Here is a 25,828-nt window from a genome sequence, read left to right on the forward strand (position 1 = left end):
CCCAGCAGGAATACAGGCAGGAATGACAGAAACGGCAGTAGGAAGGGACGCGCCGGCCGGCCAGGCCGACGCGTCCTTTGCCGAGCTCACCGCCAGGCGAAGGGGACTCATCCGGCGCTACCTGCATGACCACCCGCGGGTTATGGATACGGTGGTGGTGCTCAGCTACGGCCTGCTGGTGGCACCCACGGTGGTGGACGCCGTCGGGTCCGGCAAGTGGATTGCCGCACTCCTGCTGGCGGCCGTGGCGGGGGCGTTGTTCCTCCGGCGTTCCTACCCGGTAAGCCTCGTTGCCTTCGTGGCAGTGGCGGAGGTGGCGGTGACGCTGCTGCATCCATGGGGTTCCAACGTCTCGGCGGGGCTGTGGTTTTCGCTCTACGCCGTGGCGGTGGCCCGCACCCGGCGCTTCGCAATCATCGCGACGGCCGCGGCAACCGCGCCGCTGGCACTCCTCTACCTCCTGGCCGCCGTGGGGCCGATGCAGGTAGAGGTTGTCCACAGCCACGTCAATCCGGACGATTTCCACCTCCTGACCAGCATTGCCACCGGTGCAACGATCGCCCTGTCCAACGTTATTGCCACGGGGATCGGCATCTCCGTGCGGCAGCGGCGTGAACACGAACAGGAGATCGCCGCCTGGGCGGCGAGAACCGCGAGCCTGGCGTCCGTCAGTGAACGGAACCGGATCGCCCGGGAAATGCACGACGTCGTGGCCCACTCGCTGACAGTGATGGTCAGTTTGTCCGATGGTGCCGCCGTCGTGGTCCGGAAAAGTCCGGAGCGCGCCGGCGAGGTGCTCCGTGAACTGTCCCGGACGGGCCGCACGGCCCTCGCCGATATGAGGCGGGTGCTGGGGGTCCTGCGCGACGACGGATCAGCGGCACCCCGGCTGCCGCTCGCTTCAGGGGACAGCCTGTCCAAGCTTCTTGAGGGGTTCCGCACCGCAGGCCTGCCCCTGCATTTCTCCCACACCGGGCCCGCGTTGCCGGACGACGCCGCCTTCCAGCTCACGGTGTACCGGATCGTCCAGGAATCGCTGACCAATGTGCTCCGCTATGGCCGTTCACTGGGCCGGGTGGACGTTTCGATCATCCGCTCAGGTTCCACGGTCACCATTGACGTGCTCGACGACGGTGCGGGAGTTCCCGGGGATGTCCCACCCGACGGGGTCATCATTTCGGCCGCCGGGAACGGCTCCTACGGCACCTCTTCCGCCACCTCCTATGGCACCGGCCAGGGAATCACGGGAATGACCGAGCGTGCCCGCATTTATGCCGGCAGTGTGGAAGCCGGCCGCAGCGGCCGCGGCTGGCGGGTGCACGCCGTCCTTTCCTGGCCCGGCGACGAGGTTACCGAATCCATCCGCCCGCACCAACTGCAAGGGAAAGCATGACGATCAACCCGGCCATCACGGTCCTGCTGGTGGACGACCAGCCCCTGCTCCGGATGGGGTTCCGGCTCATCCTGGAAGGCGAAGAGGATCTGCGGATTGTGGGCGAAGCTTCAGACGGCGCCGAGGCCGTCCGGCTGGTCCGTGAACTCACTCCGGACGTGGTGCTGATGGACGTTCGGATGCCCGTGCTGGACGGCATTGAGGCGACACGGGCCATTACGGCCGCCGGAGCGGGCTCGAGGATCATCATCCTGACCACCTTCGACGTGGACGAGTATGCCTTTGCCGGCCTCCAGGCGGGCGCGTCCGCGTTCCTCCTGAAGGATGCGGCGCCGCAGGACCTGATTAGTGCCGTGCGGGTGGTAGCCAGCGGTGATGCAGTAGTGGCACCCAGGGTTACCCAGCGGCTGCTCGAAACGTACGTGCGCGGCAACACCAGGCCGGCGCCGGTGACAACTGCGCCGGATCCCCTCCTGGCGGACCTGACACCCCGGGAAACCGAGATGCTGGAAGCGATGGCGGAGGGACTGTCCAACGCGGAGATCGCCCACCGGTACTTCCTGTCCGAGGCGACGGTGAAGACGCACGTGCGGCGAATCCTCACCAAGCTCCATCTCCGCGACCGGGTGCAGGCAGTGGTGTATGCCTACGAGACCGGCCTGGTGGTGCCGAGCAACCCGGACTACTGATGCACAGCCTGCGCACAGGAATGCCCTATGCAGGTGACAGGCGGGGACGGTTGGATGGTGGCATGGCAAACAAACTCCCCCATCCCGATCACGACCGCGGATTGGAGTTCGACCTGTCCACGATGATGAGCCGCCGCTCCCTGGGCATGTTCCTTGGCGCGGGCGGCGCGGCCGCAGCCTTGGCTGCGTGCACGCCAGGCGGATCAAGCACAGCCGCCAGCCCGTCGGCGTCGTCCGCTGCAGCCACTGCCAGCGCAACGGCATCCGCGTCTGCTTCGGACACCGCCACACCGGGGCCCACGTTGACCCGGGCGATCGCCGAATGCGGAGTGGAGATTCCGAAGGAAACGGCCGGCCCGTTTCCGGGGGACGGCTCGAACGGACCAAACGTCCTCGAAGCGTCGGGAGTGGTACGGCAGGACATCACCTCCAGCTTCGGCACAGGCACGGCCAAGGCCGAGGGGGTACCGCTGACCTTCACGCTGACGCTGCTGGATAACGCAAAGGGGTGTGTGCCGTTGGCCGGTGCTGCCGTCTACGCCTGGCACTGCGACAGGGAGGGGAGGTACTCGATGTACGACTCCAGCCTTGAGAACGAGAACTTCCTCCGCGGGGTCCAGGAGGCTGACGCGAACGGCCAGCTCACGTTCACGTCCATATTCCCTGGCGCGTACATTGGCCGTTGGCCCCACATCCATTTCGAAGTGTTCGAATCGATGAGCAACGCGACGGCGGCGGGCCAGGTGCTGGCCGTCTCGCAGATTGCCCTCACCGAGGCCGCATGCGAAGACGTGTACGCCACGGCAGGCTACGAGTCCAGCGCACAGAATTTTCCCAGGACCACGCTTAAGTCGGACAACGTCTTCAGGAACGACGGCGGAATCTACCAGCTGGCCACTATGACCGGTTCGGCCGCGGCCGGCTACACGGGGGGCCTGAACGTCACCATCTAGACTCGGGAGCATGCCTTCTCTTTCCTCCGCCGCAGACCACATCCAGGACCTTGGCGCGTATGTCAGCGCGTCGCCGTCGAGCTTTCACGCTGTGCACGAAGCGGCGCGGCGTCTGGTGGAGGCCGGCTTTGTCCGGCTGGATGAACTGGAGCCCTGGGAAGGCGGCGCCGGTTCGTTTTGTGTAATCCGTGACGGTGCGCTCATCGCATGGATTGTACCTGAGGGTGCCGGCCCCACCACGGGGTTCAACATCCTGGGGGCGCACACCGATTCGCCGTCCTTCAAGCTCAAGCCAAAGCCCACCACCGGTGCACATGGCTGGCTGCAGGCGGGGGTGGAGGTGTACGGCGGGCCGCTGCTGAATTCCTGGCTGGACCGGGAACTGCAACTCGCCGGGCGGCTAATGATGCTGGACGGCACCGAGCACCTGGCTGCCACTGGACCCCTGCTGCGCTTCCCGCAGCTGGCCATCCACCTGGACCGGGCGGTGAACGAGGGACTGACGCTGGACAAGCAGCGGCACATGAACCCGGTGTGGGGACTGGGGAACCCTTCTGATTTTGACCTGCTGGCCGTGCTGGCTTCTTCCGTTTCCGGAGCCTCCGTGGATCCCGGGCGGATTGGCGGGTACGACGTCGTGATAGCGGACACGCAGGCGCCTGCGGTTTTCGGGGCGAAGCGGGAGTTTTTCGCGTCCGGGCGGCTGGATAACCTTTCGTCCACGCACGCGGGGCTGGTGGCGCTGATAGCGCACGCTTCTTCGGCTTCCTCTGGCGGCCCAATCGCCGTTCTGGCCGCCTTTGACCATGAGGAGATCGGGTCCAATTCGCGTTCGGGGGCCTGCGGGCCCATCCTCGAGGATGTCCTGGTGCGCATCTCTGACGGCCTTGGCGCCACTGTGAGCCAGCGGCGGCAGGCGCTGGCGGCGTCGTTCTGTGTTTCAGCCGATGCGGGGCACGCGGTACACCCGAACTATGCCGAGCGGCATGACCCCACGAACCACCCGGTCCTCAACGGCGGGCCGTTGCTGAAAATCAACGCGAACCAGCGGTATGCCACCGACGCGGCCGGCGCGGCCCTGTGGGCGCGGCTGTGTGCTGAGTCGGAGGTGCCGTACCAGGAGTTCGTGTCCAATAACGCGATTCCGTGCGGTTCCACCATCGGGCCGCTCACCGCTACCCGTTTGGGAATCCGCACGGTGGACGTGGGGGTGCCGCTGCTTTCCATGCACTCAGCGCGGGAGTTGTGCGGTGTGGAGGATCCGCGGCGGCTGGCTGCCGTGGCGGAGCTGTTTTTCCGGACTGCTGTGTAGGTTCTGGCCGGCTTCCGCCACAAAGGTGGTGCGGAAAGCCACACAGGTAGGCCCCAAGGCCCCGGTGAGGGGTTCCTCCGGCCTACGGTTGGGAAACACGGATGCCGTCGGGTATCCGGCCCATGGTTCCGGGCCGGGTGCCAGCTCCTCGCAGTCCTGCCAACCGATGGCATCCGTCGACAACTGACGGATGCGACAGGTGCCGTGCCGGGTGACCGGTGTGCGGCTGAGACGGGGAGTGCAGACCCCTTTTCCAGCTGATGTGCTCCTGCGCTGTGACTATGGAGCCGGAATGACATCTGCACTTGGACGCCTGCCCCGCAGCATCCACAAACTGGGAATGGCCGGCTTGGTGGCATCGCGGGGAGCCGCAGCCCTCAAGGGCCCACTGAAACGGACCGTCACCCTCGGTGGCGTCAGGGTGGATCTGATGAGCCGGGACGACGCCTTGGCGGTCATCATGGAGCATGCCGCAGGCGACGCCCATGTCCCCTTGGGGGTGCTGTCAGCGAACCTTGACCACGTTAACCACTTCGGGACCGGCAGCCGTTGGCAAGGCACGCTTGAGATTCCGCCGCTGCACTGGCTGACCCTGCTGGACGGGGCCCCCCTTGTGGCCAAGGCGGAGGAGCTCACGGGCCATCGGTGGCCCCGCCTTGCAGGAAGTGACCTGATGGGGCAGATTCTCGACGACGCCGCGGCGCAGGGGCGGTCCGTCGGGTTCCTGGGCGGGAGCCGGGAAGCACAGCAGCTGGTTGCCGCGCGACTCGAAGCAGAGCGGCCGTCCCTTCGGGTGGCCGGGTGGTGGGCTCCGCCCCGCCAGGTGCTAACTGATTCCGCCGCCTCCTCGGAGTTGTGTGCGGACATACGTGCCGCGGGGGTGGACATCCTGGTGGTCTGCTTGGGTAAACCACGGCAGGAACTCTGGATCGGGCAGCACGGAGAGCTAACCGGTGCCAAGGTTCTGCTTGCGTTCGGCGCCGTCATCGATTTCCTCGCCGGCCACATACGGCGCGCTCCTGCCCGAGTAAGCAACTTGGGCCTTGAATGGGCATGGCGGCTGACTTTGGAGCCGCGACGGCTTGCCAAACGGTACGTCGTGGAGGGGCCGGAGGCTTTCCTGAAGCTTCACCGGCACAGTGCCGACAGTGCGCCCGAAGCTACTGTGGGCCGTACCCCTGAACCCGCTTCCGCTGCCTTGCAGGGGGCCCGCGCCGCCGCCAACGGCTTCACCCCTACGGACGTACACGCCGACGTTGCCGCGCTGGTGGTGACCTACAACAATGGCGCGGATGTGTGTGGCCTGCTGGAGAGCCTCCGGCTCCAGACCGGGGATCAGTCCATCAAGGTGGTGGTTGCGGATAACTCGCCGAACCCGGAGACACTTTCCCGCCTGAGGGAGTTTTCGGGTGTGGTCGCCTTCGCTACGGGTGGAAACCTTGGGTACGCGGGGGGAATCAATGCGGCCTACTCGAAAGCGGGAAGCGCGGACGCATACCTGGTCCTGAATCCTGATCTCAGGCTCTGCCCGGGGGCAATCCTGGCTTTGCGGAGGTCCATGGAGAGTACGGGCGCGGGAGTGGTGGTGCCGCTATTGCGTGACGATGACGGAAGCATCTACCCCTCCCTCCGCCGGGAGCCCAGCATTTCGCGTGCTCTCGGTGACGCCGTTCTCGGAAGCAGGTTACAAGGGCGTCCGGGGTGGCTTTCGGAGATGGACTTCGACGCGGAAAGCTACGCCCACGCGCACAAGGTGGACTGGGCCACGGGGGCCGCGCTGCTGATCCGCGCCGACATCGCGGAGCAGGTTGGGGGCTGGGACGAGTCCTACTTCCTGTACTCCGAAGAGACCGATTACCTGCACCGGGTCCGGGACCTCAAGTCAGCCGTTTGGTTCGAGCCCGCGGCAGCCATGGTCCATTCCCGCGGTGCGTCCGGGAGTTCGCCGTCCCTCGATGCGCTCATGGGTGCGAACAGGATCCGATATGTCCGCAAATTCCATCACGGAAGCTACGCGCGCGCTTTCCGTGCCGCCGTCCTGCTCTCTGCCCTGCTGCGGGCACCGCTGCCGGCCCATTGGGGAATCCTGGGACTCATTGCCAGGGAATCCCGCTGGGCCGACCTGCCCCACGCTGTTGCCTATCCGGGGCGCCCGGAGCGGGACGAAGAGGAATTTCCCTCCGGCGCCGTCATCATTCCGGCCCACAACGAGGCTTCGGTGCTGGGACGGACGCTGGAAGCACTCAAAGCGCCCATGGCCAGCGGGAACGTGGACGTGGTCGTTGCCTGCAACGGATGCACTGACGGGACAGAGGCCGTCGCCGGTTCCGTGCCCGGCGTCCGGGTAGTTCACGTGGAGGAGGCGTCCAAGACTGCTGCCCTCAACGCCGGCGACCAAGCCGTCAACTGCTGGCCGCGGCTATATGTTGACGCGGACATCGAGGTGCCTGCAGCGGCGCTTCGCGCAACACTGGAGGCACTTTCCGGTGATGACGGGCCCCTGTGCGCCCGGCCCGCCTTCACCTACGACACCGCTGGCGCCTCATGGACGGTTCGCGCCTACTACAGGGCACGCAGCCGTCTTCCACAGGCATCAGCGTCGATGTGGGGCGCCGGCGTCTACGGCCTGAACCGCAAGGGCCATGAACGGCTGGTTGAATTCCCGCCCGTCACCGCCGACGACTGTTACATTGACCGACTATTCGCTGCCTCCGAAAAGGAGACCATCGCCTGCCAACCGGTGACTGTTCGCACACCGCGGACCGGCAGGGCACTGCTGGCCACGCTGAAGCGCGTGTATCGCGGGAATAGCGAACTCCGCGATGTTCCAGGTGCCCACGCCGGAAGGACGGTATGGCAACTGGCACATTCAATCAAGAGCCCCGGCTCTGCGATGGATGCCATCGTGTATGCCGCCTTCGCCCTTGCCGGCCGTGCGGCCCAACGCCGAAAGAACCCCGTATGGGAGCGGGACGACAGCAGCCGCAATTATGAATTGCGGCCACGGGGAGTGGGCTGTGGCTGAATTACAGGAATTACTCTGAATAGTTTTTTATTCCGTTTCCTAAAAGGCCGCCTATTTCCTTGATTCGGGTAGTGGCAGGCACCTGGCACCCAATGGCTATTCACGTCTCGAACTGGAGTTAAAGTGTTTGCAAAATCAAAGCCCGCTGAAGGCAGGCTACGTGCCGCAGCAAGTTTTTCCGTACTATTCCTTATCGCCGCGATGCTGTCTTTCAGTTCCACGCTTTCCCAGGCGCCTGCGGCCCATGCCGACGCCTGCACTCCCCCTGTTGCCAGCGCCGTCGCCTGTGAAAATTCCCTGCCCGGCACGCCTAACTCGGACTGGGAGGTCACCGGATCCGGCGACTCGTCCATCCAGGGGTTCGGAACGGCAATGAGCGTCAACCTGGGCGAATCCATCAGCTTCAAGATCAAGACCACCGCCAGCGCCTACCGCATCGATATTCTTCGGTTTGGCTACTACCAGGGAAACGGGGCGCGGAAGATAGCCGCAAGCATTCCACTGACGGCAAAGCTGCCCCAAGCCCAGCCCGCTTGCCTGACCCAGTCCGGCACGGGTCTCGTTGACTGCGGAAATTGGGGAGTTTCGGCGTCCTGGACTGTGCCGGCATCCGCTGTCTCGGGCGTGTACTTCGCCCATCTCGTTCGGAACGATACCGGCGGGGACAGCATGATTCCGTTCATCGTCCGCAATGATGCCAGCAGGAGTGGCATCGTGGTGCAGACCTCGGATACGACATGGCAGGCCTACAACACATACGGCGGGAACAGTCTTTACCAATGCACCGTGGCGTGCCCCACCGGCAACCCGCAGGCCTACAAGGCAGCGTTCAAGGTGTCCTACAACAGGCCGTTTCTTTCAACGGGCGACCAAGGCCACAGCTGGCTGATGGACACCGAGTACCCGATGATCCGGTTCCTTGAGGCGAATGGTTATGACGTCAGCTATATAAGCGGCCTGGACACGGCAACGCGCGGTCCCCTGCTGCTCAATCACAAGATGTTCATGTCCTCCGGACACGACGAATACTGGAGCGGAACGCAACGAACCAATGTGGAGGCCGCCCGGAATGCAGGAGTCAACCTGGCGTTCTTTAGCGGCAACGAAGCGTTCTGGCGCACACGTTGGGAGGCTTCGATTGATGGCAGCCAGACTGCCGGCCGGACAGTGGTGTCCTACAAAGATACCCACTACAACACGCCGGTAGACCCCGTGGAATGGACCGGCACCTGGCGTGACCCGCGTTTCGGCACCGCGTCCGGCGGCGGAAACCCGGAGAACTCCTTGACCGGCCAGTTCTTCCTGGTCAATTCCGGCTCGGCGGACATCAAAGTCCCTGCCCAGTACGCCAGCATGCGGCTATGGCGTAACACCGCGGCTGCCAAACTGACCGGAACGCAGTCACTCACCCTCGGAGCCGGCTTGGACACGCTGGGCTACGAGTGGGACATCGACGCCGACAACGGATTCCGGCCCGCCGGCGCCTTCAAGCTGTCGTCAACTACCGTTTCCGTGCCCGAGGCGTTCACCGACTATGGCAGCACCACTGCCGCATCCACGCAAACGCACAATCTGATCATGTACCGCGCTCCCAGCGGCGCGCTTGTTTTTGGCGCGGGTACAGTGCAGTGGGCCTACGGGCTGGACAATTTCACCATTCCCAACAGCACTCCGGACAAGAACATGCAGCAGGCCACCGTCAACCTGTTTGCCGATATGGGCGTGCAACCGACCACATTGTTGACGGGACTCGTGGTTGCGTCAAAGACCACCGACACAACCAGCCCGGTATCGACCATCACGCCGGGACTGAACGGCCAGACCCTGGCCGACGGCTCCAGCGTCACCGCGTCAGGAACGGCGTCGGACGTCGGCGGGGTTGTCGCCGGCGTCGAAGTCTCCACTGACGGTGGAACTACGTGGCGCCCGGCGACCGGCACCACCAACTGGTCGTACACCTGGACAGCCCACGGCAGTCCGGCCGTTGCCGTGAAGACCCGGGCAACGGATGATTCAGGCAATATCGAGGTACCGGGGTCCGGGGCTTCTGTCAATGTTTCGTGCCCTTGCTCGATCTTCGGGTCCAGTATGGTGCCTGCTACACCTGACTCCGGTGATGGCGGAAGTGTGGAAGTCGGTATGAAGTTCACGGCCCAGGCCGCGGGAACCGTCACCGGCGTCTCCTTCTACAAGTCAAGCCTGAACAAGGGAACGCACGTTGGCAGCTTGTGGACGTCGAGTGGAACCCGGCTGGCCACGGCAACTTTCACCGGCGAGACGGCGACCGGCTGGCAAACGGTCAACTTCGCCAATCCCGTGGCCATCACGGCAAACACCGTTTACGTGGTTTCCTACTTCGCTCCGCAAGGCCACTATGCGCAGGCTGCCGGATTCATGTATCCAAACCCCTCGCCCATGCCAGCCGGACACTCATCCCTGGACAGCGGAGTGCTGCACGGGCTGAGAAACACTCCCAGCACGGGCAACGGGGTCTACACTTACGGCGCAAGCAGCGTGTTCCCGCAGTCCTCGTTCAACGCTGAGAACTACTGGGTCGACGTCAAGTTCGTTCCGTCGGCATCAGTGCCGCCGGCAGTGTCTTCAACCGATCCTGCCAATGCAGCCACCAACGTCGCAATCACCAAAGCGCCGTCGGCCACCTTTAACCAGGCCGTTACGGCCGGCAGCATCAGTTTTACGCTCAAGAAGCCGGACACCACGGCAGTAGCGGGCGGCGCTGCCTACAGCTCAGGGACCGTAACCTTCACGCCCTCTGCCGCCCTGGCGTATAACACCACGTACACGGCCACCGTGAGCGGTGCCACGAATGCGGCAGGACAAACAATGGCCAGCCCCTACAGCTGGACGTTCACCACCGGGGCGCCACCTCCCGCCCCGGCCGTTAGCAGTACGTCGCCGGCAAACCAAGCTGCCGGAGTGCCCATCTCCGCGACACCATCGGCCACCTTTAACCAGGCCGTTACGGCCGGCAGCATCAGTTTTACGCTCAAGAAGCCGGACACCACGGCAGTAGCGGGCGGCGCTGCCTACAGCTCAGGGACTGTAACCTTCACGCCCTCTGCCGCCCTGGCGTATAACACCACGTACACGGCCACCGTGAGCGGTGCCACGAATGCGGCAGGACAAACAATGGCCAGCCCCTACAGCTGGACGTTCACCACCGGGGCGCCACCTCCCGCCCCGGCCGTTAGCAGTACGTCGCCGGCAAACCAAGCTGCCGGAGTGCCCATCTCCGCGACACCATCGGCCACCTTTAACCAGGCCGTGGTGCCCACCTCGGTGGTCTTCAATGTGCTGGATCCGTCGCTGAACTCGGTTCCGGGGACAACCAGCTACAGCTCCGCAACCAACACCTCCACTTTCGTGCCCAGCAGCCCGCTGGCCTACAACACCACCTACAGGGCAACTGTCAGCGGTGCCGCAAGCAGTTCCGGCCAGGCGATGGCAAGCCCATACTCTTGGACGTTTACCACCGCAACCGCCCCTGTTCCGCCCGCAGTGGCGTCCACGCTGCCTGCAGACAAGGCGGCGGCGATTGGCGTGAACACGTCACCAAGCGCCACGTTCAACCAAGTGGTTACCGCCAGCAGCATTACTTTCACCCTCCAGGCCGGGACCACAAGGATCACGGGCAGCAGCAGCTACTCCGGCAACACCGTGACATTCACACCGGGCTCCGCCCTGGCCTACAACACCACTTACAGTGCCACTGTCAGCGGGGCGACGAATGCGGCGGGCCAGGCAATGACCGCACCGTATACGTGGACCTTCACCACAGCGGCCCAACCCACGCCCACTTGCCCATGCAGCGTGTTTGCCTCAAGTGCACTGCCCGGAACCATTGACCAGCCGGACGGATCTTCGGTTGAACTCGGCATGAAATTCCGGTCCGACATTGCCGGGAATGTCACCGGTGTCCGCTTCTACAAGAGTTCCCAAAACACCGGGACGCATACCGGAAAGCTCTGGACAAGTGGAGGCCAGTTGCTGGCAAGCGTGACCTTCACCGGAGAGTCGGGGTCCGGCTGGCAGCAGGCAAACTTCTCCACCCCCGTGGCCATCCAGGCGAACACGACGTACATCGTCTCTTACTACGCACCCAACGGCCACTACTCGGCGGACGGAGCGTTCTTCACGAACGGCGTGGACAACTATCCGCTCCACGGCCTCGCCAGCGGGGTGGACGGACTCAACGGCGTGTACCGTTACGGCACCTCCGCGTTCCCTTCCAGCAGCTACAACAACGCCAACTACTGGGTCGATGTGGTGCTGAACGGGTCCTCTTCGGTCAGCGTGCCGACGGTCTCATCCACCTCCCCGGCTCCCGGTGCCACGAATATCGCCGCCACCACAACGGTGAAGGCGACGTACGACAGGGCAGTTGACCCAAGCACCGTGGCCTTCAACGTCAAGGACGCTGGGAACACCAACGTGTCCGGCACCCTCAGTTACGACACGTTGACCAATACCTCGGTGTTCACCCCCACCGCCGCACTGGCCTACAGCACAACATTCACGGCCACTGTATCCGGGGCCAAGGGAAGCAACGGACAGGCCCTGGCATCGCCCTACACCTGGTCGTTCACGACGGTCCCGCAGCCGACGGCCGGCTGCCCCTGCAGCGTCTTCGCACCCACGGCGGTTCCATCAACCGTCACCGCCCAGGACAACTCATCCGTGGAACTGGGCATGAAGTTCTCGTCGGATACCAACGCCACCGTGACGGCCGTCCGGTTCTACAAGGGACCGCAGAACACGGGTACGCATGTCGGCAAGCTCTGGACCTCAGGTGGCCAACTCCTGGGATCGGTAACGTTCACCAATGAGGGCGCGTCGGGATGGCAGCGGGCAACGTTCGCGACGCCGATTCCCATCAGCGCCAACACGGTCTATGTGGTTTCCTACCTGGCGCCTAATGGCTATTACTCCGCAGACGGTGGATTCTTCGCGGGGAAGTCGGCGGACAGTGGCATCCTCCACGGCTTGGCGGACGGTACCAGCGGTCCTAATGGCGTCTATGCCTACGGCGCAGGAGGGTTCCCCGGCAACACTTGGAATGCCACCAACTACTGGATGGATGTGGAAGTCACCACCCCCTAGCAGGCGAGGACTGGAGGCAGGTTGTTTTGAGGGCCCGCGGCGCACTCGGCGTCGCGGGCCCAACCCTGCCGGGGATAGATGAAGAGGATCGTTGCGACCAACCTTCGCCAGATGTTCTCCAAGATGCTGGAAGATGCGGCCTCAGCCAAGACCGCAGGTGTTTCCACCGTCGAGGCGGTAGATGTGCACCGCATCAGCGTCGCTGAAGGTGTCTGCAAAGGCGTGGTTTGCCACTGCTACTGAGCGGTTTTCATCCAGTACCTCTGCCTGGTTTGGCCTGCCACAGGCTACAGAGAAGGTTACCGTTTGGGGACCGGGACGCGTAGATGCCGCAAAGACATAGAAGTGGCCCATACTGGCTTTCACGGAGTACTCGATGTCCTTGCTGCTCGCGGTAACGAGTCCGGTTATCGAATCTGAGTTAAGCACCGGAGCAAGCTTGGTGATGAGGTTATTCACCGCCGTCACTGTAGGACGAATGGCGGTTCCACATTCATCCCGCAGCACATGTTGGGACTGGCACTGGCCACCAAAGTTGTGGTTGAAATAGACGATTCCCCGGGCACCATGGATGAGGCTGCTCCACACCGCCGACCGAAGCTGGGCGGGACTGATGGTGAGCGAATCACTTTCGGAGAACGGGTGGCCCACCTCGACAAACGCCCATACCGGCTTCGAACCTGCGGGCTGGACAAGGGACCGTACCCGGTCAACCGTCCAGCCGTAGTGGGCGCCGGTACGGCATTCCGCGTCGCTCAGGTCGCGCCCTTCTGCGAAGACGGCCCCGCCCTCCACGTGGCTGCAAATGTAGGGATCCGTGAACCAGTAGTTATCCGCGGAGACGACATCCTGGTAGCCGTTGACAAACTGGGCGGCCTGCGGATTCTTCAGCTGGAACGTGACGCCCTTGCCGTAATTGGAATAGAGGAGGGCCTGGGGCGGGAATAGTTTCACCAGGGCCTCCTGGATGGTGTAGCCGCATTCGGAGCCGGCGGGATCACAGATGACACCTTCGCCTTGTGACCTGCCGGTCCACGTCGAGTGCCCCCCACCCGCCCACATGTCCACTTCATCGGAGACCAGGAATCCGGAAGCATCTGGAACCACCGTGGAGGGGAGGGCATGAAGGCCGCTGCTTCGCACGAGCTCCACATTCGAGTCCTCGGTGAGTTGTACGTAGGTGTTCAGGCCGGCACCCCGGTCCGCCGCGACATCCGATTCCTGCAGGACGCTTTCAAACCAAACCCCAATGGGAAAGAAATTTCGGTCAGCCGGCAACGTTGGTGAGAACCTCCCGTAAAAGCCCGGCCCGCCGTCCACGCCCTGGACGCTGATTCCCTCGGGAAGGGGATCTTGGACTATTCCTGAGGGCGCCGTGAAGGCGCTCGACGACATGCATGACGCTCCTAAGAGACAAGTCAATAGAATTGCGGTTTTCTTGAGTAATTTTGTGGAATTGCGCATGTCCTGAGCGGTTAATCCGGGTGCTGCGAACCGGTTTTTCATGGCATTTCCTGTCGTAAAATCATGGGACAAATGGCATACTGGATAAAAGGGAATTATGCGGCGACAAATAACGAATTTTGAAGCTACGCTATCACCCTGAACATTGCGTGTATAAGGTATTTCAACCCCGGCAGGAAGATTGGGGGGTCATGGGAAAACATCTGCCAGCTCCATTCGTGCTGGGCCCGGAAGTCCGGCTGGAGGCCCCCCTGCGTCTTGAAGACCCGGACCAAAATCCACCACTGCTCCTGCGGGTGACGGCGTTGGCCTGTTTTGTTTTTCCCTCCAACTTGGTGTTGGAACCGCTGGGTGCCGCCGGCTATGTGGCACACATACTCGCGTTGCTTGTTTTCGCGTTGTGGGTAACGTCCGTGATGCTGGGCCTGCACAAGACCATCGACCGGGAGCATCCAGGCCGTTTCGTGCTGATCTTTCTCTTCGTGATGTCCTGTGCCTCCTACGCCGCGATGTATGTCGGTATCAGCGGGGAAACCACGGATGCAATGCGGGCGAGTGCGGACCGCTGGATGTTACTGATGGTCGCCTCGTCCGGTCTTGTGCTGGTGACGACTGAAACGACGCGGACGGTTGACGCCGCGATGGTGCTGGTCCGCGCGCTCTTGCGCGGTGCCGTGTTCTGCAGCATCGTGGCGGCATACCAGTTCACCGTGCACGTGGATCCCATGGAGTGGTTCCAAGGGGTACTGCCCGGTTTCAAGGACAACGGCGGAAACCAGCCTTTCCAGGAGCGGGGAAGCTTCCTCCGGGTTGCCGGCAGCACGTTCCATCCCATCGAGCTGGGGGTCCTGGCTTCCATGCTCCTTCCACTGTCCCTGTGGCGGGCGCTGTATGACAGGGCGGGCCGCAAATGGATGCACTGGGCAGGGACTGGATTCATCGTGTTCGCCATCGCAGCGACGGTCTCCCGCTCCGCGGTCCTGGGGGTCCTCACCGTGGCGTTGGTCTTCTTGCCCTTCCTGCCGTCCAAGTCCAGGCAGTGGACAGTCCTGGGGTTCGGAGGGGCTGCCACGCTCATGTTCCTGGCGGTGCCCGGATTCGTTGCAACGCTGTTTGGATCCGTAACAGCGGGAACGGCAGACCCCTCCATCACCGCAAGGCTCGAGGATTATCCCAGGGTGGAAGCCATGGTGTCCGCCCGGCCCTGGCTTGGAATAGGTCCGGGGGCGTACCTGACGCGGAACGCCATTGAGGTGCTGGACAACCAGTACTTGAAAACGATCGTCGAAATGGGCGTACCGGGATTCCTGGCGCTCCTTCTGTACATGGTCGTTCCGGGGGTCGCGGCCTGGCTGGCAGCGTTCAACGCCAAGGAAGAACGCCTCAAGACACTCGCTGCAGCAGCTGCGGCCGCCTGCCTGGCGGCCGCCCCTGCGTCAGCCGCTTTTGACTCCCTGGGCTTCCCTGTGCTCGCACTCGTATACCCGATTTGCGTCGGGCTCTCCGGGACGGTCTGGTTGCTCGTCGCCGGAGAACGGCGCGCGCTTGGCCCGACTACCAAGGAACAAGGCCCCCGCCTTGCAGAATCTGAAAGGCTCCCATGACTCCCGTCTCGGTTCTCAAAATCCTGTGGCGCCACAAGGTCTCGATGATTACCGTCCTGGTGCTCACCCTTGTAGCGGCCGCCTACGTCTTCTTCTACGCACCCCGAAGTTACATGGCTTCCACTGTCTACGTCCTGGTGACGCCGCGGGTGCCCACCGTGGAGGAAATGCGCACCGACCCCGCACTCGCCGCCGCAAACTCGGACAACCCGTACCTGCGCTCGGCGGACAGCTCACTGATTACGCAGGTGATGGCGACGAAATTGAGTTCGACCGACGTCGTTGACTCGCTCAAGGCCACCGGGCTGTCACCGGATTACACAGTGACCCTTCCGGCCACCACTGGTGCGGGCCAACTCGTCCGGATGGAGGCCACGGGATCCAGCCCGCAGTCGGCCATCACAACCGTGGAAGCTTTGGGCCAGCGTCTCACCACCACATTGCGGGACGCACAGAAAGTTAACGGGGCCGATGACCGCTACCTGTTCACAGCCCTTCAGATCGACCCGCCCAGCAAAGCAACAGAACAGTTCTCCAGCCGCCTCCGTTCGATGATTGTGGTGCTGATTGGCGGGGTCATCCTCCTGTTTGGCGCTGTCTCGATTGCCAGGATGCTGGAAGCTTCGCGGTCGGCCAGGAAGGACGCCACGCCCAAGCCCAGGCCCGCTTCCCGGCGCAGGCGCTCGGAGGACCGCCACGTCGCTCCGGCCGGCTCCGGCCAGGATCACGAAAGGGAACCAGATATCAGCACCCCTGTGACGCCGCGGCTGGTGGAGGACCGGAAACCCAGGAAATACACGGCGGCAACGGTGCATGATTCACCCTTCCTGATGCCACAGCACGAGCTACAGGACCATTCCTTTGAGGAACGAGGCTCTGATGTCCCCGTCAAACGTTGACCGGAAGCAGCGGATTCCGGTCTCTGTTGTCTGCGTCTTCAATAACCCCGCAGTACTCCAGGAGTGCCTTACGGCTTCCGTTGAGGCAGGCCTTCCCGAGGCGGTGGACCTAGAATACCTGCCCGTGGATAATACGGAACGGCAGTTTTCCTCCGCCGGCGCCGCTTTGAACCATGGCGCGGCGTTGGCACGGAACCCTGTGGTGGTTTTTGTCCACCAGGACGTATTCCTCCACTCCATCCCCGCGCTGGAGAAGGTCGCCGCCGCCCTCACGGAAGATCTGTCCCTGGGCATGGTCGGGGCAACCGGAATGACCGGAGACGGCCGCCTCCTGGGGCTGATTCGCGACCGGATCGTTTTATCCGGTCGCCTGGAACCCGGCCTTGTTGATGTGGACAGCCTGGATGAAGTCCTTTTCATGGTCCGGCGGGACCAAATCCGCAGGCAGCCGCTCAGCGAGGAGCCGGACCTGTCATGGCACGCCTACGCTGTGGAGTACGGAGCCCGCCTTCGATCCACCGGCAGCCGGGTTGCTGTGGCCAATATTCCCCTGACCCATAACAGCCTCACCGTGAATCTGGACCGGCTGGCTGAGGCACACCTGTGGATAGCGGAAGCGTATCCCGAACAGCTGCCCATTGTGACTACGTGCGGCACAGTGCAGCACCGCGCAGGAGTACCCTCCATCCTTGCCGGCCTGGTGAACGCGCAGAAGTGGCGGTACCGGTGGCTCCGGGAATCCATGTCCGCGCATAAGCTGCGCAGCCGATCCCCGGTGCGCCCGGTGACGGTCCTCGGCGACCTTCGCCGGGACATAGATGACATCTGTAGCGCCGCCGGTGTCAGCACTGCAACCGTGATTAATACGCTTCCCAGCAGTGGCGGAGGGCACGAACTGGACAACCCCTTGGAGCTGAACCGGCGGGGAGTCCTGTTCAGCTTCCTGGCAGTGTCTGAGGGGACCGTAGCTGCCAAGGTGGCCGGTCAGGCGCCGGATTCCACAGTGGCCGTGACCAACATCAGCTTCGACATGGTCGGCGAGGTGGTTGGTGCCCTGGCGGGACGAAAAGTCATGCTGGGATTCCACGAAAATACGGGACCGTGGCTGCTCACCGGGCCAGCTGTCGATGCCGCGGAGGCCCACTACCGCACCCCCCGGTCGACACCTCTGGCTATGAAAATTGGATAAGGCGCCGGCGTGCGTCCGATACCCACGCGCGGCTAGGGTCCGGAACCAACTGTGAGAGGCCCATATGGGGTGACTTCCGCCAGGCCGCCCACTGTTTGATGCGCTGTGACGTTCCAAGGAAGGGCATGATGTCAGCCCACGCCGCGTCTAATCCGGCAAAGCCGGTTTCCTGCTGCACCAAACCCACCAACCGGTCAAGAGGTCCCTCTCCCCAGGGAGTCGGACTTGGTGCAACCCGTGCAGTTCGCGCCAGGGCGGCTTCGGTGTAGACCAGTTCCGCCGTCTTCCGCCAGGCTGAGGGGCTGTGGCCCTCGACGATTGCCTTGCGAGTGGCTGCCCCCCGAGCCGTCCTGGTGGAACCGGAATCAGCCAGTTCCGTCAGGGCGGAGACGAACCCTGCGGGCGTCGAAGGCGCGAGTAGAAGGTCTTCCAGCCCCGGCGAATCGGAGCCAAGGACTGCACATTCGGCGGGATGGCCCCTGAACGTCACCAGCGGCAGGCCATGTGCTCCGGCCTCCAGCATTGATGTCAGCGAAGCGAATGGAAATGAGTCCACGTAGGCATCGGCGATGGACAGAAGCGTTGTGATGTTGGCGAGCCTCCCAACAGCCCGGATCCTTCCGCCGGTGGCAGCAGCCGCGTCGGCCCAGGCTCCGGTGGGGGATGGCCCCGCGACGAGGAGGCGGGCAGTCGGCCGCCGGAGCAGGAAGGACCGGAACAAGTCGATGAGCGAGTCCGGACCGACGGGGTCGTACTTGCTGCCTGCTGCGGCGGACACCACCACGAAATCCTTCTCCGCGACACCCCAGGAGATCCGTGCAGCCGCCGGCTTCGGCAATTCCTCAGCTGACGGTGCGGGCGCGAGTTCGAGCGGCCGGTTGGCCACCAGGCAGCGTTCGGCATTCACTCCCCGGCGGTGGACGGTCAGGTCGCGTCCGCTCGCACGCAGGCACAAGACGATGGCAGCCGCGGATGTCCCCTGCCAAAATACGTGGTCGGCATGGTTAACGTAGACGGCGGGAGGCGCACCCGGTACGCCCAGCGCAAGGGAAGGGACGACGTCGTGCGGATGGGCGTGCACAATAACGACGTCGGCCGCAACAATGATCCGGCGCAATGCTGCTGCCCTCTTGATGAGCCCACCGGGCCGGCGGTCGAGGAGGAGCAGGTCCCGCCGACTGGCCAGGCAGGCCGCGATCTTGGCCGGACATTCGGTGCTGCCCTGGCGGGTGACCACAAGTTGATGGCGGGAGTCCGGATCCTGGCGGATCCAGTGGGCAATGCTCTGCGTGTGGCCGCCGGTTCCGTACAGTTGCGTGGCAACGTGGACCACAAGCCGCCTGGCCGCCTTCCCTGGCAGCGCGGGTGGGGGCTGTGCAATCGAGGACCGGAGCTTGCCCAGGACTTCTTCCAGCCCCTGGTGGCCGAAGTACCCGGTGTGGTCGGTCCAGGCGAAGCGGGCGGCGAGCTGCGCCTGCACCGCCGCCCGCTCCCACAACCCGGCTGCCGCCAGCAGGCCCGCCGTCCCCACCAGGCCTTCAAAGGTTTCCCGGTTACTGCTGATGGTCTGCAAGGCCACCGCTCCTTCCCAGTTTCTTCAAAATGGCGACGTCGCCGCGCTTGAACCACAGCAGGCCCACTGTGACGGAGGCGGCAGCCGTTGCTGAGAGCAGTAGCGCGAATGGAACAGCCAGTTCCATTCGGTTGAACAGGGCAGAAGCGGCGAACAGCAGTGCCGAGGCGCATGCAGGCAGCAACAACTGACGGAGCAGCCGGAGCGGCTGGACACCGACGGCCCGCAGCCGCCAGAGGTACAGGGGCAGGACCAGCGCGGCGACGACGACGAATTGGGCCATAGCAACGCCGGCGATGCCGGCGGTAGCGCCGAGGAACAGGGCCGGCATAAGGGCAATCAGCCAACACACCTGAATGGACATGATGGAGCCTGTCATGCCCGCGACGACGAGATAGTCGTAGATCAACTCGAAGAGGATACGGAGTCCCGCCACCATGGCAAGCCAAAACAGGGCGGCGCTTGCACCTGCCCAGACGTCGCCGTACACAATCCGAACGATGGTTTCGGACTCTGCTGCCAGGAACGTGATGGCGGGGAAGGCAACGCAGGCCAGCACGCCGATCAGGGCCATGACTGTGGACCGCATTTTTTCGGGGTCATGCTGCAGCCGGGCCAGCACCACGGGAGCCACACTTCGCAGCGGCTGGGAGAACATGGTTACCGGCCAGCTCGACAAGTTGAACGCCAGGACGTACATCCCCAACATGACCGAACCGAGCATGCTGCCCGTAACCAATTGGTCCAGGTAGCCGACGCAAAACACGATGATGCTGGTCCCTGCCAGTGGCAGTCCGAACCGCAGCAGCGGCATCAGGACCCGCCGATCCAAGCCCAGGCGCAGGGGCAGGGGAGACTTGAGGACGAAAAGTAGTCCGCCGGCCAGGGTCCCTGCCAGCCGGCCCAGAGCCAGGCTCATCGCACCCATGCCAATCAACACCAGGCAGATCGAGACGATGGCCCCCACCCAGACATTCACCTGGTCGATGAACATCTTCGTTTTCTGGTCAAATGCCCGCTGCATCAGGGCGGCCGGGGTGGCGACGACACCGCTCACCAGAACACAGCACACCATGACGCGGACCACATCAGTCGCTCCGGGGTCGCCCATGCGGTCCGCAAACCAGGGGGCGACGGCAAGGCCGGCCACGCAGAGCACTGCGCTGGACAGGATCGAGATGGTGGTCACGGTCGGTGCAATCCGTGCGGGATCCTCAGGCCACCGCACGATTGCGAGGCTGACGCCCAGTTCGTTGATGGTCAGGACGGCGAGCAAGGCCACCATGGCGACCGCAAAACTGCCGTACGATTCAGGACCCAGCAAGCGGGCCAGGACAATTCCAATACCCAGCGTGCCGAATCGGGCAACAGTGGTGTTCAGCACGCTCCAAGCCAGTGCGGAGGTGGCACCGGACGTGTTCTGCCGGCCGCCGGGCGGCTGCCCGGCCTCCTGGACGGACGCCTGGCCCAGGCGCTTCATCGACTGCCCCGCACGGACGTCCTCAAAGGACTACGGCTTCGTCAGGGCACATAACAACTCCTCAACTACCCGCTCCTGCTGCTCTGCAGTGATATGCGGGTAGAGCGGAAGTGACAGGATGCACCCGGCAGCCTCTTCGGCTACCGGGAAAGACCCCTGCGGAAAACCACATTCGGCGTAAGCCCCGCTGACGTGCACTGGCACCGGATAATGGACTCCAGCCTGGACTCCCGCGGCGTGAAGAGCTGCCAGGACGGCGTCACGGTCAGGAACCCGCACCACAAACAGGTGCCACACATCAACGTTCCCGTGCGCCTCACGGGGGACAACAACACCGGGAACATCGGCAAGCAGTTCTGTGTATCGTCCAGCTGCCGCCCGCCGCCGGAGATTCCAGGACTCCAGCCGGGCCAGCTTCGCTTTGAGCACCACCGCCTGGACGGTGTCGAGCCGCGAGTTCATGCCAACAGCATCATGGCGGTACTTCTCCAAGCTGCCGTGCGCGCCCAGCATCCGAACCCGGGCGGCAACGGAAGAATCGTCTGTCAGGACCGCACCGGCGTCACCGGCGGCCCCAAGGTTCTTCCCCGGGTAGAAACTCGTGCCCGCAGCAAGGCCGAATGTCCCGGCACCACGTCCAAAGCGCGTAGCTCCCTGGGACTGGGCAGCATCCTCAACAATTACGGCCCCGCAGGCCTCGGCGATCGGAACCAACTGCTCAACAAACGCCGTCTGCCCAAAGAGGTGGACTGGAACAATGGCCTGCGTCCGGGAGGTTACGGCCGCCGCGACAGCAGGGGGAGAGATCAGCAAATACTCCGGGTCCACGTCCACAGGTACGGGCACCGCGCCGATCCGGCTGACGGCCTCCGCGGTAGCGATAAAGGTATTGGCCGGAAGAATGACCTCCCCGCCCGGGGTCACGCCGCCGGCCCGCAGGGCCAGCTCCAAAGCGTCGGTCCCGTTGGCAACGCCAATGCAGTGCCGTGCCCCAAGGAAGGACGCGTACGCCTCCTCGAACTGCGCGACGGCGGGACCCCCTATGAACGACGCTCGCTTAAATACGTCCGCCAGTTCCGCCATGACCTCTTCATGGACTTCAGCCTGCTGCGCGGCAAGATCCACCAGCGGCACAGGGCCAACAGCAGCCCGAAAATCAACATCAGCACTCACCGCACACCCCCAAAATGAAAGCTTTCCCGGTCAATTTCGTGCGCCGGCACACCCACCCAGGTCTCGCCGTCGGGCACGTTGCTGAGCACCGCGGCACCCATGCCTACGGTGGCGTAGGCACCCACCGAAGTCCGCTCGCGGACGCTCGCATTCATGCCGAGGTACGCTGCCCGGCCGATCCGGACTCCGCCGCCCAACGACACTCCCGCAGCAAACGTCGCAAAGTCAGCCACGTCATCGTCGTGCGTGAAGGTCACGGACGGCATGGCCACAACGTGGGACCCCAAGGTGACTGCCGCGGTCATGGTCACGTTGCGCAGCAGGATGCTCCCCCGCCCGATGCGGCACCCCTCGGGGTACTGCACGGTGGGGTCCACCGCCGTGGCATACCGGGCCTCGTTCAGCCCCATCGCGGTGAGCCGCTCCACCACGGCCTCCCGGGACTTTCCCGAGCCAATGCACACCAGGATCAACGCGTGAGTGTACCTTGCGGCGTCGTCAATGGTCCCCAGCACCGGGGCGCCGTCCACCGTTACGCCGGCCATTTCCTTGTCGTCATCGAGCAGGCCCACCACGTCGTACTGCCCGCTTGCCCGCACCATTGCCAGGACTTCACGGGCCAGTCCGCTAGCCGCAATCAGGATCAACTCGCTCATGTGGCCACCCCTGCGGCGGCGCCGCGGATGGTGCTGATGATCCGGTTGAGGCTTTGGTCGTCGAGTTCGTGGAAGACCGGGAGGATCAGGGTCCTGTCGTTGAGCCGTTCGGTGTGCTCCAGCAGGGAATTGCCGGTGTCCCGCCAGCGGTACGCCGGTTGCCGGTGGGCGGCCATGATGCCGCTGCGGGCAGAGATGCCGGCCTCCGCCAGGCGGGCCAGCAGGCCTTCGCGGGTTGTGCCGAAGCCGGGCAAAACTTCCAGCCACAGAGACTGGAAGTTGCTGGTCCCATACGGCGGGTCCGACACGAGCCGCAGCCCACGCAGCCCGGCGAGTCCGGCAACGTACCGCGCCGCGATTTCACGGCGGCGCTGCACCACCCCGGGCAGCCGCCCCAGCTGGACAATGCCGACGGCGGCCTGCAGGTCCGTCATCCGGTAGTTGAACCCCACCTCCAGGTAGACCTCCGGCGGGGCGAGCACCGATCCATGCCGGTCCGCGGCGGACACACTCATCGAGTGCTCGCGGAGCGCACGCGCCCGGGCGGCCCAGTCGGCGCGGTTGGTGGTCAGCATGCCGCCTTCACCGGTGGTGAGGATCTTGCGCGGATGGAAGGACCACACGGCCACGTCCGCCTTGGCGCCTACCGGCTTGCCCTTGTAGGTGGATCCAACAGCGCAGGCGGCATCTTCGATGACCGTGATTTCATGGCGGTCACACAGTTTGCGGATCGGATCCATGTCCAGCGGCACACCACCCTGGTCCACCACGATCACCGCCCGGGTATCAAGGGTCAGGGCCGCGTGGATGGTCTCTGCGGTCACGTTCCCGGTGACCGGATCCACGTCGCAGAAAACAGGGCGGGCCCCCACATAGGTGACGGCGTTCGCCGTCGCGATAAATGACAGCGACGGCACCACCACGTCGTCACCCGGGCCGATGCCCGCCACCACCAGTGCCAGGTGCAGTGCCGTAGTGCAGTTGGAGGTTGCGACGGCGTGCCGCACCCCCTGCGCGGCGGCGAACGCGGTTTCGAACTCCTTGACCTTCGGCCCCTGCGCCACCCAGCCCGAGGCAACCACGTCGGCGAGGGCCCGGGCTTCCTCTTCCCCAAGCCAGGGCTTCATGACGTTGATCCGGGCAAGGACCGCTTCCGTGCTCATTTGGTACCGGCTTTCCGTGTCGCCGCGATCTCGTCCCGGAGCGGCTTCCACCAGGTGACGAGCTCCCGCAGTCCTTCGTCGAGGTCCACTTCGGCCTTGAACCCCAGGTCACGCGCAGCCGCCGATGTGTCCGCCAGGCGCCGGACCACGCCGTTGACCTGCCGTGCCTCCCCGTGCTCAACGGCCAGGTCCGAGCCCATGACGCGCAGCAGCGCCTCCGCCATCTCGAGCAGGCTCGTCTCGGTTCCGCTGGCGATGTTGTAGATGCCCTCCCGGACACCGCTGGCGGCCGCGAGGACATTGGCCCGTGCCACATCGGCCGTATAAACGAAGTCCATCGTCTGCTGGCCGTCCCCAAAGACCAGCGGCGGCCGGCCATCCATGATCCGCTCCATCCAGCGCACCAGGACTTCGGTGTAGAGCCCGTGGACATCCATCCGCGGGCCATAGACGTTGAAGTAGCGGAGCATCACGAAATCCAGCCCGGTCATCGCGTGGAAACTGCGCGCCATCCCTTCGTTGAAGGATTTGGCGGCCCCATAGAAGGTGTCGTTATTGGCGTGGTGGTGGCTTTCGCGGGTGGGGAATTCCTCAGCCATTCCGTACACCGAGGCACTCGATGCAGCCACCAGCTTGTCCACCTTGTGCTCGGCCGCGGCCTCAAGGATGTTGAAGGTTCCGTCCACCATGACCTCCAGCGCCAGCCGCGGTTCCTCCGCGCACTGCGTGATCCGGATGGCCGCCTGGTGGAACACCAGGTCCTTGCCCCTGGTCAGGTCATGGACCAGGTCGCGGTCCCCGATGTCCCCGTGCACCAGCTCCACCTGCCCCCTGGCCAGGGCTCCGGCCAGGTTGTCCAGGCGCCCGCGGACCAGGTTGTCCAGGACCTCCACACGGCTTACGCCCGCTTCCAGCAGCGCATCCACGAGCGTGGAACCGATGGTTCCTGCTCCGCCGGTCACCAGGATTGTTGCCCCTTCCAGCTGGCTCACCGCGCACGCTCCAGTTCGACGCCGGATGCCGCGGCTTCGGCGGCGCCTGTACCTTCCACCGGGGAGGCTTGGCCGTCCAGGCTGAGGCTGCGCGTCACCGCTTCGAGGACGGAAAGGACCCGGAGGCCCGATGCCCCGCCGGTCCGCGCCTCCTGGCCGTTGCGGATGCAGAAGGCCAGTTCGGCCACCACCTGCCCCAGCGCCTCGCGCTCGGGAAGTGCGGGGGACCAGGTGTCACCAAGCCGGTAGGACACGGCGTCGGACGCCTTCTCGCCGGCTGACTTCGGCTGCCGGTCCAGGCTGACGCCCCGGTCGTACACGCTGAGCCGCTGCTGCGGGTTCAGGTCATCCCACACGAGGGTCCGGAGGGATCCTCCGATCACCATCTGCCGGATCTTGGTGGGACTGAGCCAGTTCACGTGGACGTGGGCCGTGGCATCGTTGGGGAGCCTGAAGTTCAGGTGCCCCACGCAGTCCCGCCCGGTTCCGAGCGGGTCGGCGCCGAAGGCCGAGACTTCGGCCGGGTTCAGTCCGCCGGGGAGGACAAAATCCAGGATGGACAGGTCGTGCGGAGCGAGGTCCCAGAACACGTTCACGTCGGGCTGCACGAGCCCCAGGTTGATCCGGGTGGAATCCACGAAAAGGATCTCGCCCAGGGACCCGGCCTGCACCAGCTCCTGCATCTTCAGCACGGCCGGCGTGTAGCAGTAGGTGTGGTCCGCCATCAGCACCAGACCCCGTGCCCGCGCTTCGGCCACCATTTCCAATCCGTGCGCCCGGCTGTCCGCCAGCGGCTTTTCCACCAGGACGTGCTTCCCGGCACGCAGGGCCGTCATCACCGTGCCGTAGTGGGTGCGCGCCGGCGTGGCGATGGCCACGGCGTCCACATCGAAGGTGTCCAGCAGCTCGTCCAGGGACTCGACCGCCGGGATTTCCCCCAGCGTTGCGGCCAGCTTGCGGGCCCGTTCGAGATCCAGGTCACAGATGGCTGCCAGGTCCCAGTCGGCGCTTGCCTGCAGGTTGCGGGCCAGGTTCGGGCCCCAGTATCCGGCTCCGACGACGGCGATCCTGAGTTTGGGGGCAGGCTGGCGGTGGGTGGGGGTGTGGAACGGATTGGGGAATGTCCTCATGTCACTTTCTTT

The 25,828-nt window shown here is 64.4% G+C and carries 17 protein-coding genes; 9 read left to right on the forward strand and 8 right to left on the reverse strand.

The window, feature by feature from the left end; translation table 11 throughout:
* Positions 1–22: 22 nt before the first annotated feature.
* The 6 genes from QF038_RS21260 (at position 23) to QF038_RS21285 (ending at position 12,493) form a co-directional block, all read left to right on the forward strand.
* Entirely contained in the window at positions 23–1,393 is a 1,371-nt protein-coding gene (locus tag QF038_RS21260; RefSeq protein ID WP_307613063.1) for a sensor histidine kinase, read from the forward strand.
* Positions 1,390–2,082 (forward strand): response regulator transcription factor, encoded by a 693-nt coding sequence (locus QF038_RS21265; RefSeq protein ID WP_307613065.1) that lies wholly within the window; start codon positions 1,390–1,392, stop codon positions 2,080–2,082. The genes QF038_RS21260 and QF038_RS21265 overlap by 4 nt, the downstream gene beginning before the upstream one ends.
* Positions 2,083–2,144: 62 nt before the next feature.
* Positions 2,145–3,035: an intradiol ring-cleavage dioxygenase gene (locus QF038_RS21270; protein WP_307613067.1), complete on the forward strand. Its 891-nt coding sequence runs from the start codon at positions 2,145–2,147 to the stop codon at positions 3,033–3,035.
* Positions 3,036–3,045: 10 nt separating this feature from the next.
* The gene (locus tag QF038_RS21275) at positions 3,046–4,347 is read left to right on the forward strand and encodes a M18 family aminopeptidase (protein WP_307613069.1); all 1,302 of its coding nucleotides are present in this window, start codon (positions 3,046–3,048) and stop codon (positions 4,345–4,347) included.
* Between the two features lie 292 nt (positions 4,348–4,639).
* Positions 4,640–7,372: a WecB/TagA/CpsF family glycosyltransferase gene (locus QF038_RS21280; protein ID WP_307613072.1), complete on the forward strand. Its 2,733-nt coding sequence runs from the start codon at positions 4,640–4,642 to the stop codon at positions 7,370–7,372.
* A gap of 123 nt (positions 7,373–7,495) precedes the next feature.
* Positions 7,496–12,493 (forward strand): DUF4082 domain-containing protein, encoded by a 4,998-nt coding sequence (locus QF038_RS21285; RefSeq protein ID WP_307613074.1) that lies wholly within the window; start codon positions 7,496–7,498, stop codon positions 12,491–12,493.
* A gap of 141 nt (positions 12,494–12,634) precedes the next feature.
* Here the strand turns inward: QF038_RS21285 and QF038_RS21290 are convergent, their stop codons facing one another.
* On the reverse strand, positions 12,635–13,888 hold the full coding sequence (locus QF038_RS21290; protein ID WP_307613075.1) for a hypothetical protein: 1,254 nt from the start codon (positions 13,886–13,888) through the stop codon (positions 12,635–12,637).
* Positions 13,889–14,148: 260 nt separating this feature from the next.
* On the opposite strand from QF038_RS21290, the gene QF038_RS21295 reads away from it, so the two are divergent.
* The 3 genes from QF038_RS21295 to QF038_RS21305 are packed head-to-tail and all read left to right on the forward strand — an operon-like array spanning position 14,149 to position 17,649.
* Positions 14,149–15,561 carry an O-antigen ligase gene (locus tag QF038_RS21295; protein ID WP_307613077.1) on the forward strand — a complete coding sequence of 471 codons (1,413 nt, stop codon included), beginning with the start codon at positions 14,149–14,151 and terminating at the stop codon, positions 15,559–15,561.
* Positions 15,558–16,460 carry a chain-length determining protein gene (locus QF038_RS21300; protein ID WP_307613079.1) on the forward strand — a complete coding sequence of 301 codons (903 nt, stop codon included), beginning with the start codon at positions 15,558–15,560 and terminating at the stop codon, positions 16,458–16,460. The genes QF038_RS21295 and QF038_RS21300 overlap by 4 nt, the downstream gene beginning before the upstream one ends.
* A complete protein-coding gene (locus tag QF038_RS21305) occupies positions 16,441–17,649 on the forward strand; it encodes a glycosyltransferase (protein ID WP_307613081.1) in 1,209 nt (402 codons plus the stop codon). The genes QF038_RS21300 and QF038_RS21305 overlap by 20 nt, the downstream gene beginning before the upstream one ends.
* On the opposite strand, the gene QF038_RS21310 is transcribed toward QF038_RS21305, so the two are convergent.
* From QF038_RS21310 to QF038_RS21340, 7 genes are read right to left on the reverse strand one after another with little or no spacing between them, the layout of a single operon-like run.
* Entirely contained in the window at positions 17,633–19,222 is a 1,590-nt protein-coding gene (locus QF038_RS21310; protein WP_307613083.1) for a glycosyltransferase, read from the reverse strand. The genes QF038_RS21305 and QF038_RS21310 overlap by 17 nt on opposite strands.
* Positions 19,203–20,702, reverse strand: coding sequence for a lipopolysaccharide biosynthesis protein (locus QF038_RS21315; protein WP_307613085.1), 1,500 nt, complete (start codon positions 20,700–20,702; stop codon positions 19,203–19,205). Before QF038_RS21315 ends, QF038_RS21310 begins: the two co-directional genes overlap by 20 nt.
* Before the next feature lie 30 nt (positions 20,703–20,732).
* Positions 20,733–21,875 (reverse strand): DegT/DnrJ/EryC1/StrS aminotransferase family protein, encoded by a 1,143-nt coding sequence (locus QF038_RS21320; protein WP_307613088.1) that lies wholly within the window; start codon positions 21,873–21,875, stop codon positions 20,733–20,735.
* Positions 21,872–22,531: an acetyltransferase gene (locus QF038_RS21325; RefSeq protein WP_307613090.1), complete on the reverse strand. Its 660-nt coding sequence runs from the start codon at positions 22,529–22,531 to the stop codon at positions 21,872–21,874. Before QF038_RS21325 ends, QF038_RS21320 begins: the two co-directional genes overlap by 4 nt.
* A complete protein-coding gene (locus QF038_RS21330) occupies positions 22,528–23,694 on the reverse strand; it encodes a DegT/DnrJ/EryC1/StrS aminotransferase family protein (RefSeq protein WP_307613092.1) in 1,167 nt (388 codons plus the stop codon). Before QF038_RS21330 ends, QF038_RS21325 begins: the two co-directional genes overlap by 4 nt.
* Positions 23,691–24,686 (reverse strand): NAD-dependent epimerase/dehydratase family protein, encoded by a 996-nt coding sequence (locus QF038_RS21335; protein ID WP_307613094.1) that lies wholly within the window; start codon positions 24,684–24,686, stop codon positions 23,691–23,693. Before QF038_RS21335 ends, QF038_RS21330 begins: the two co-directional genes overlap by 4 nt.
* A complete protein-coding gene (locus QF038_RS21340) occupies positions 24,683–25,816 on the reverse strand; it encodes a Gfo/Idh/MocA family protein (RefSeq protein ID WP_307613096.1) in 1,134 nt (377 codons plus the stop codon). The genes QF038_RS21335 and QF038_RS21340 overlap by 4 nt, the downstream gene beginning before the upstream one ends.
* Between the last annotated feature and the right edge of the window lie 12 nt (positions 25,817–25,828).

It is taken from the genome of Pseudarthrobacter sp. W1I19 (genome assembly GCF_030817835.1).
Lineage (GTDB): Bacteria > Actinomycetota > Actinomycetes > Actinomycetales > Micrococcaceae > Arthrobacter.

What these genes read in the sequence shown, in the direction of transcription:
- QF038_RS21260 (WP_307613063.1), top strand. Translation starts at nt 23, where the DNA reads ATGACAGAAACGGCAGTAGGAAGGGACGCGCCGGCCGGCCAGGCCGAC.
- QF038_RS21265 (WP_307613065.1), top strand. Translation starts at nt 1,390, where the DNA reads ATGACGATCAACCCGGCCATCACGGTCCTGCTGGTGGACGACCAGCCC.
- QF038_RS21270 (WP_307613067.1), top strand. Translation starts at nt 2,145, where the DNA reads ATGGCAAACAAACTCCCCCATCCCGATCACGACCGCGGATTGGAGTTC.
- QF038_RS21275 (WP_307613069.1), top strand. Translation starts at nt 3,046, where the DNA reads ATGCCTTCTCTTTCCTCCGCCGCAGACCACATCCAGGACCTTGGCGCG.
- QF038_RS21280 (WP_307613072.1), top strand. Translation starts at nt 4,640, where the DNA reads ATGACATCTGCACTTGGACGCCTGCCCCGCAGCATCCACAAACTGGGA.
- QF038_RS21290 (WP_307613075.1), bottom strand. Translation starts at nt 13,888, where the DNA reads ATGTCGTCGAGCGCCTTCACGGCGCCCTCAGGAATAGTCCAAGATCCC.
- QF038_RS21295 (WP_307613077.1), top strand. Translation starts at nt 14,149, where the DNA reads ATGGGAAAACATCTGCCAGCTCCATTCGTGCTGGGCCCGGAAGTCCGG.
- QF038_RS21300 (WP_307613079.1), top strand. Translation starts at nt 15,558, where the DNA reads ATGACTCCCGTCTCGGTTCTCAAAATCCTGTGGCGCCACAAGGTCTCG.
- QF038_RS21305 (WP_307613081.1), top strand. Translation starts at nt 16,441, where the DNA reads ATGTCCCCGTCAAACGTTGACCGGAAGCAGCGGATTCCGGTCTCTGTT.
- QF038_RS21315 (WP_307613085.1), bottom strand. Translation starts at nt 20,702, where the DNA reads ATGAAGCGCCTGGGCCAGGCGTCCGTCCAGGAGGCCGGGCAGCCGCCC.
- QF038_RS21325 (WP_307613090.1), bottom strand. Translation starts at nt 22,531, where the DNA reads ATGAGCGAGTTGATCCTGATTGCGGCTAGCGGACTGGCCCGTGAAGTC.
- QF038_RS21330 (WP_307613092.1), bottom strand. Translation starts at nt 23,694, where the DNA reads ATGAGCACGGAAGCGGTCCTTGCCCGGATCAACGTCATGAAGCCCTGG.
- QF038_RS21340 (WP_307613096.1), bottom strand. Translation starts at nt 25,816, where the DNA reads ATGAGGACATTCCCCAATCCGTTCCACACCCCCACCCACCGCCAGCCT.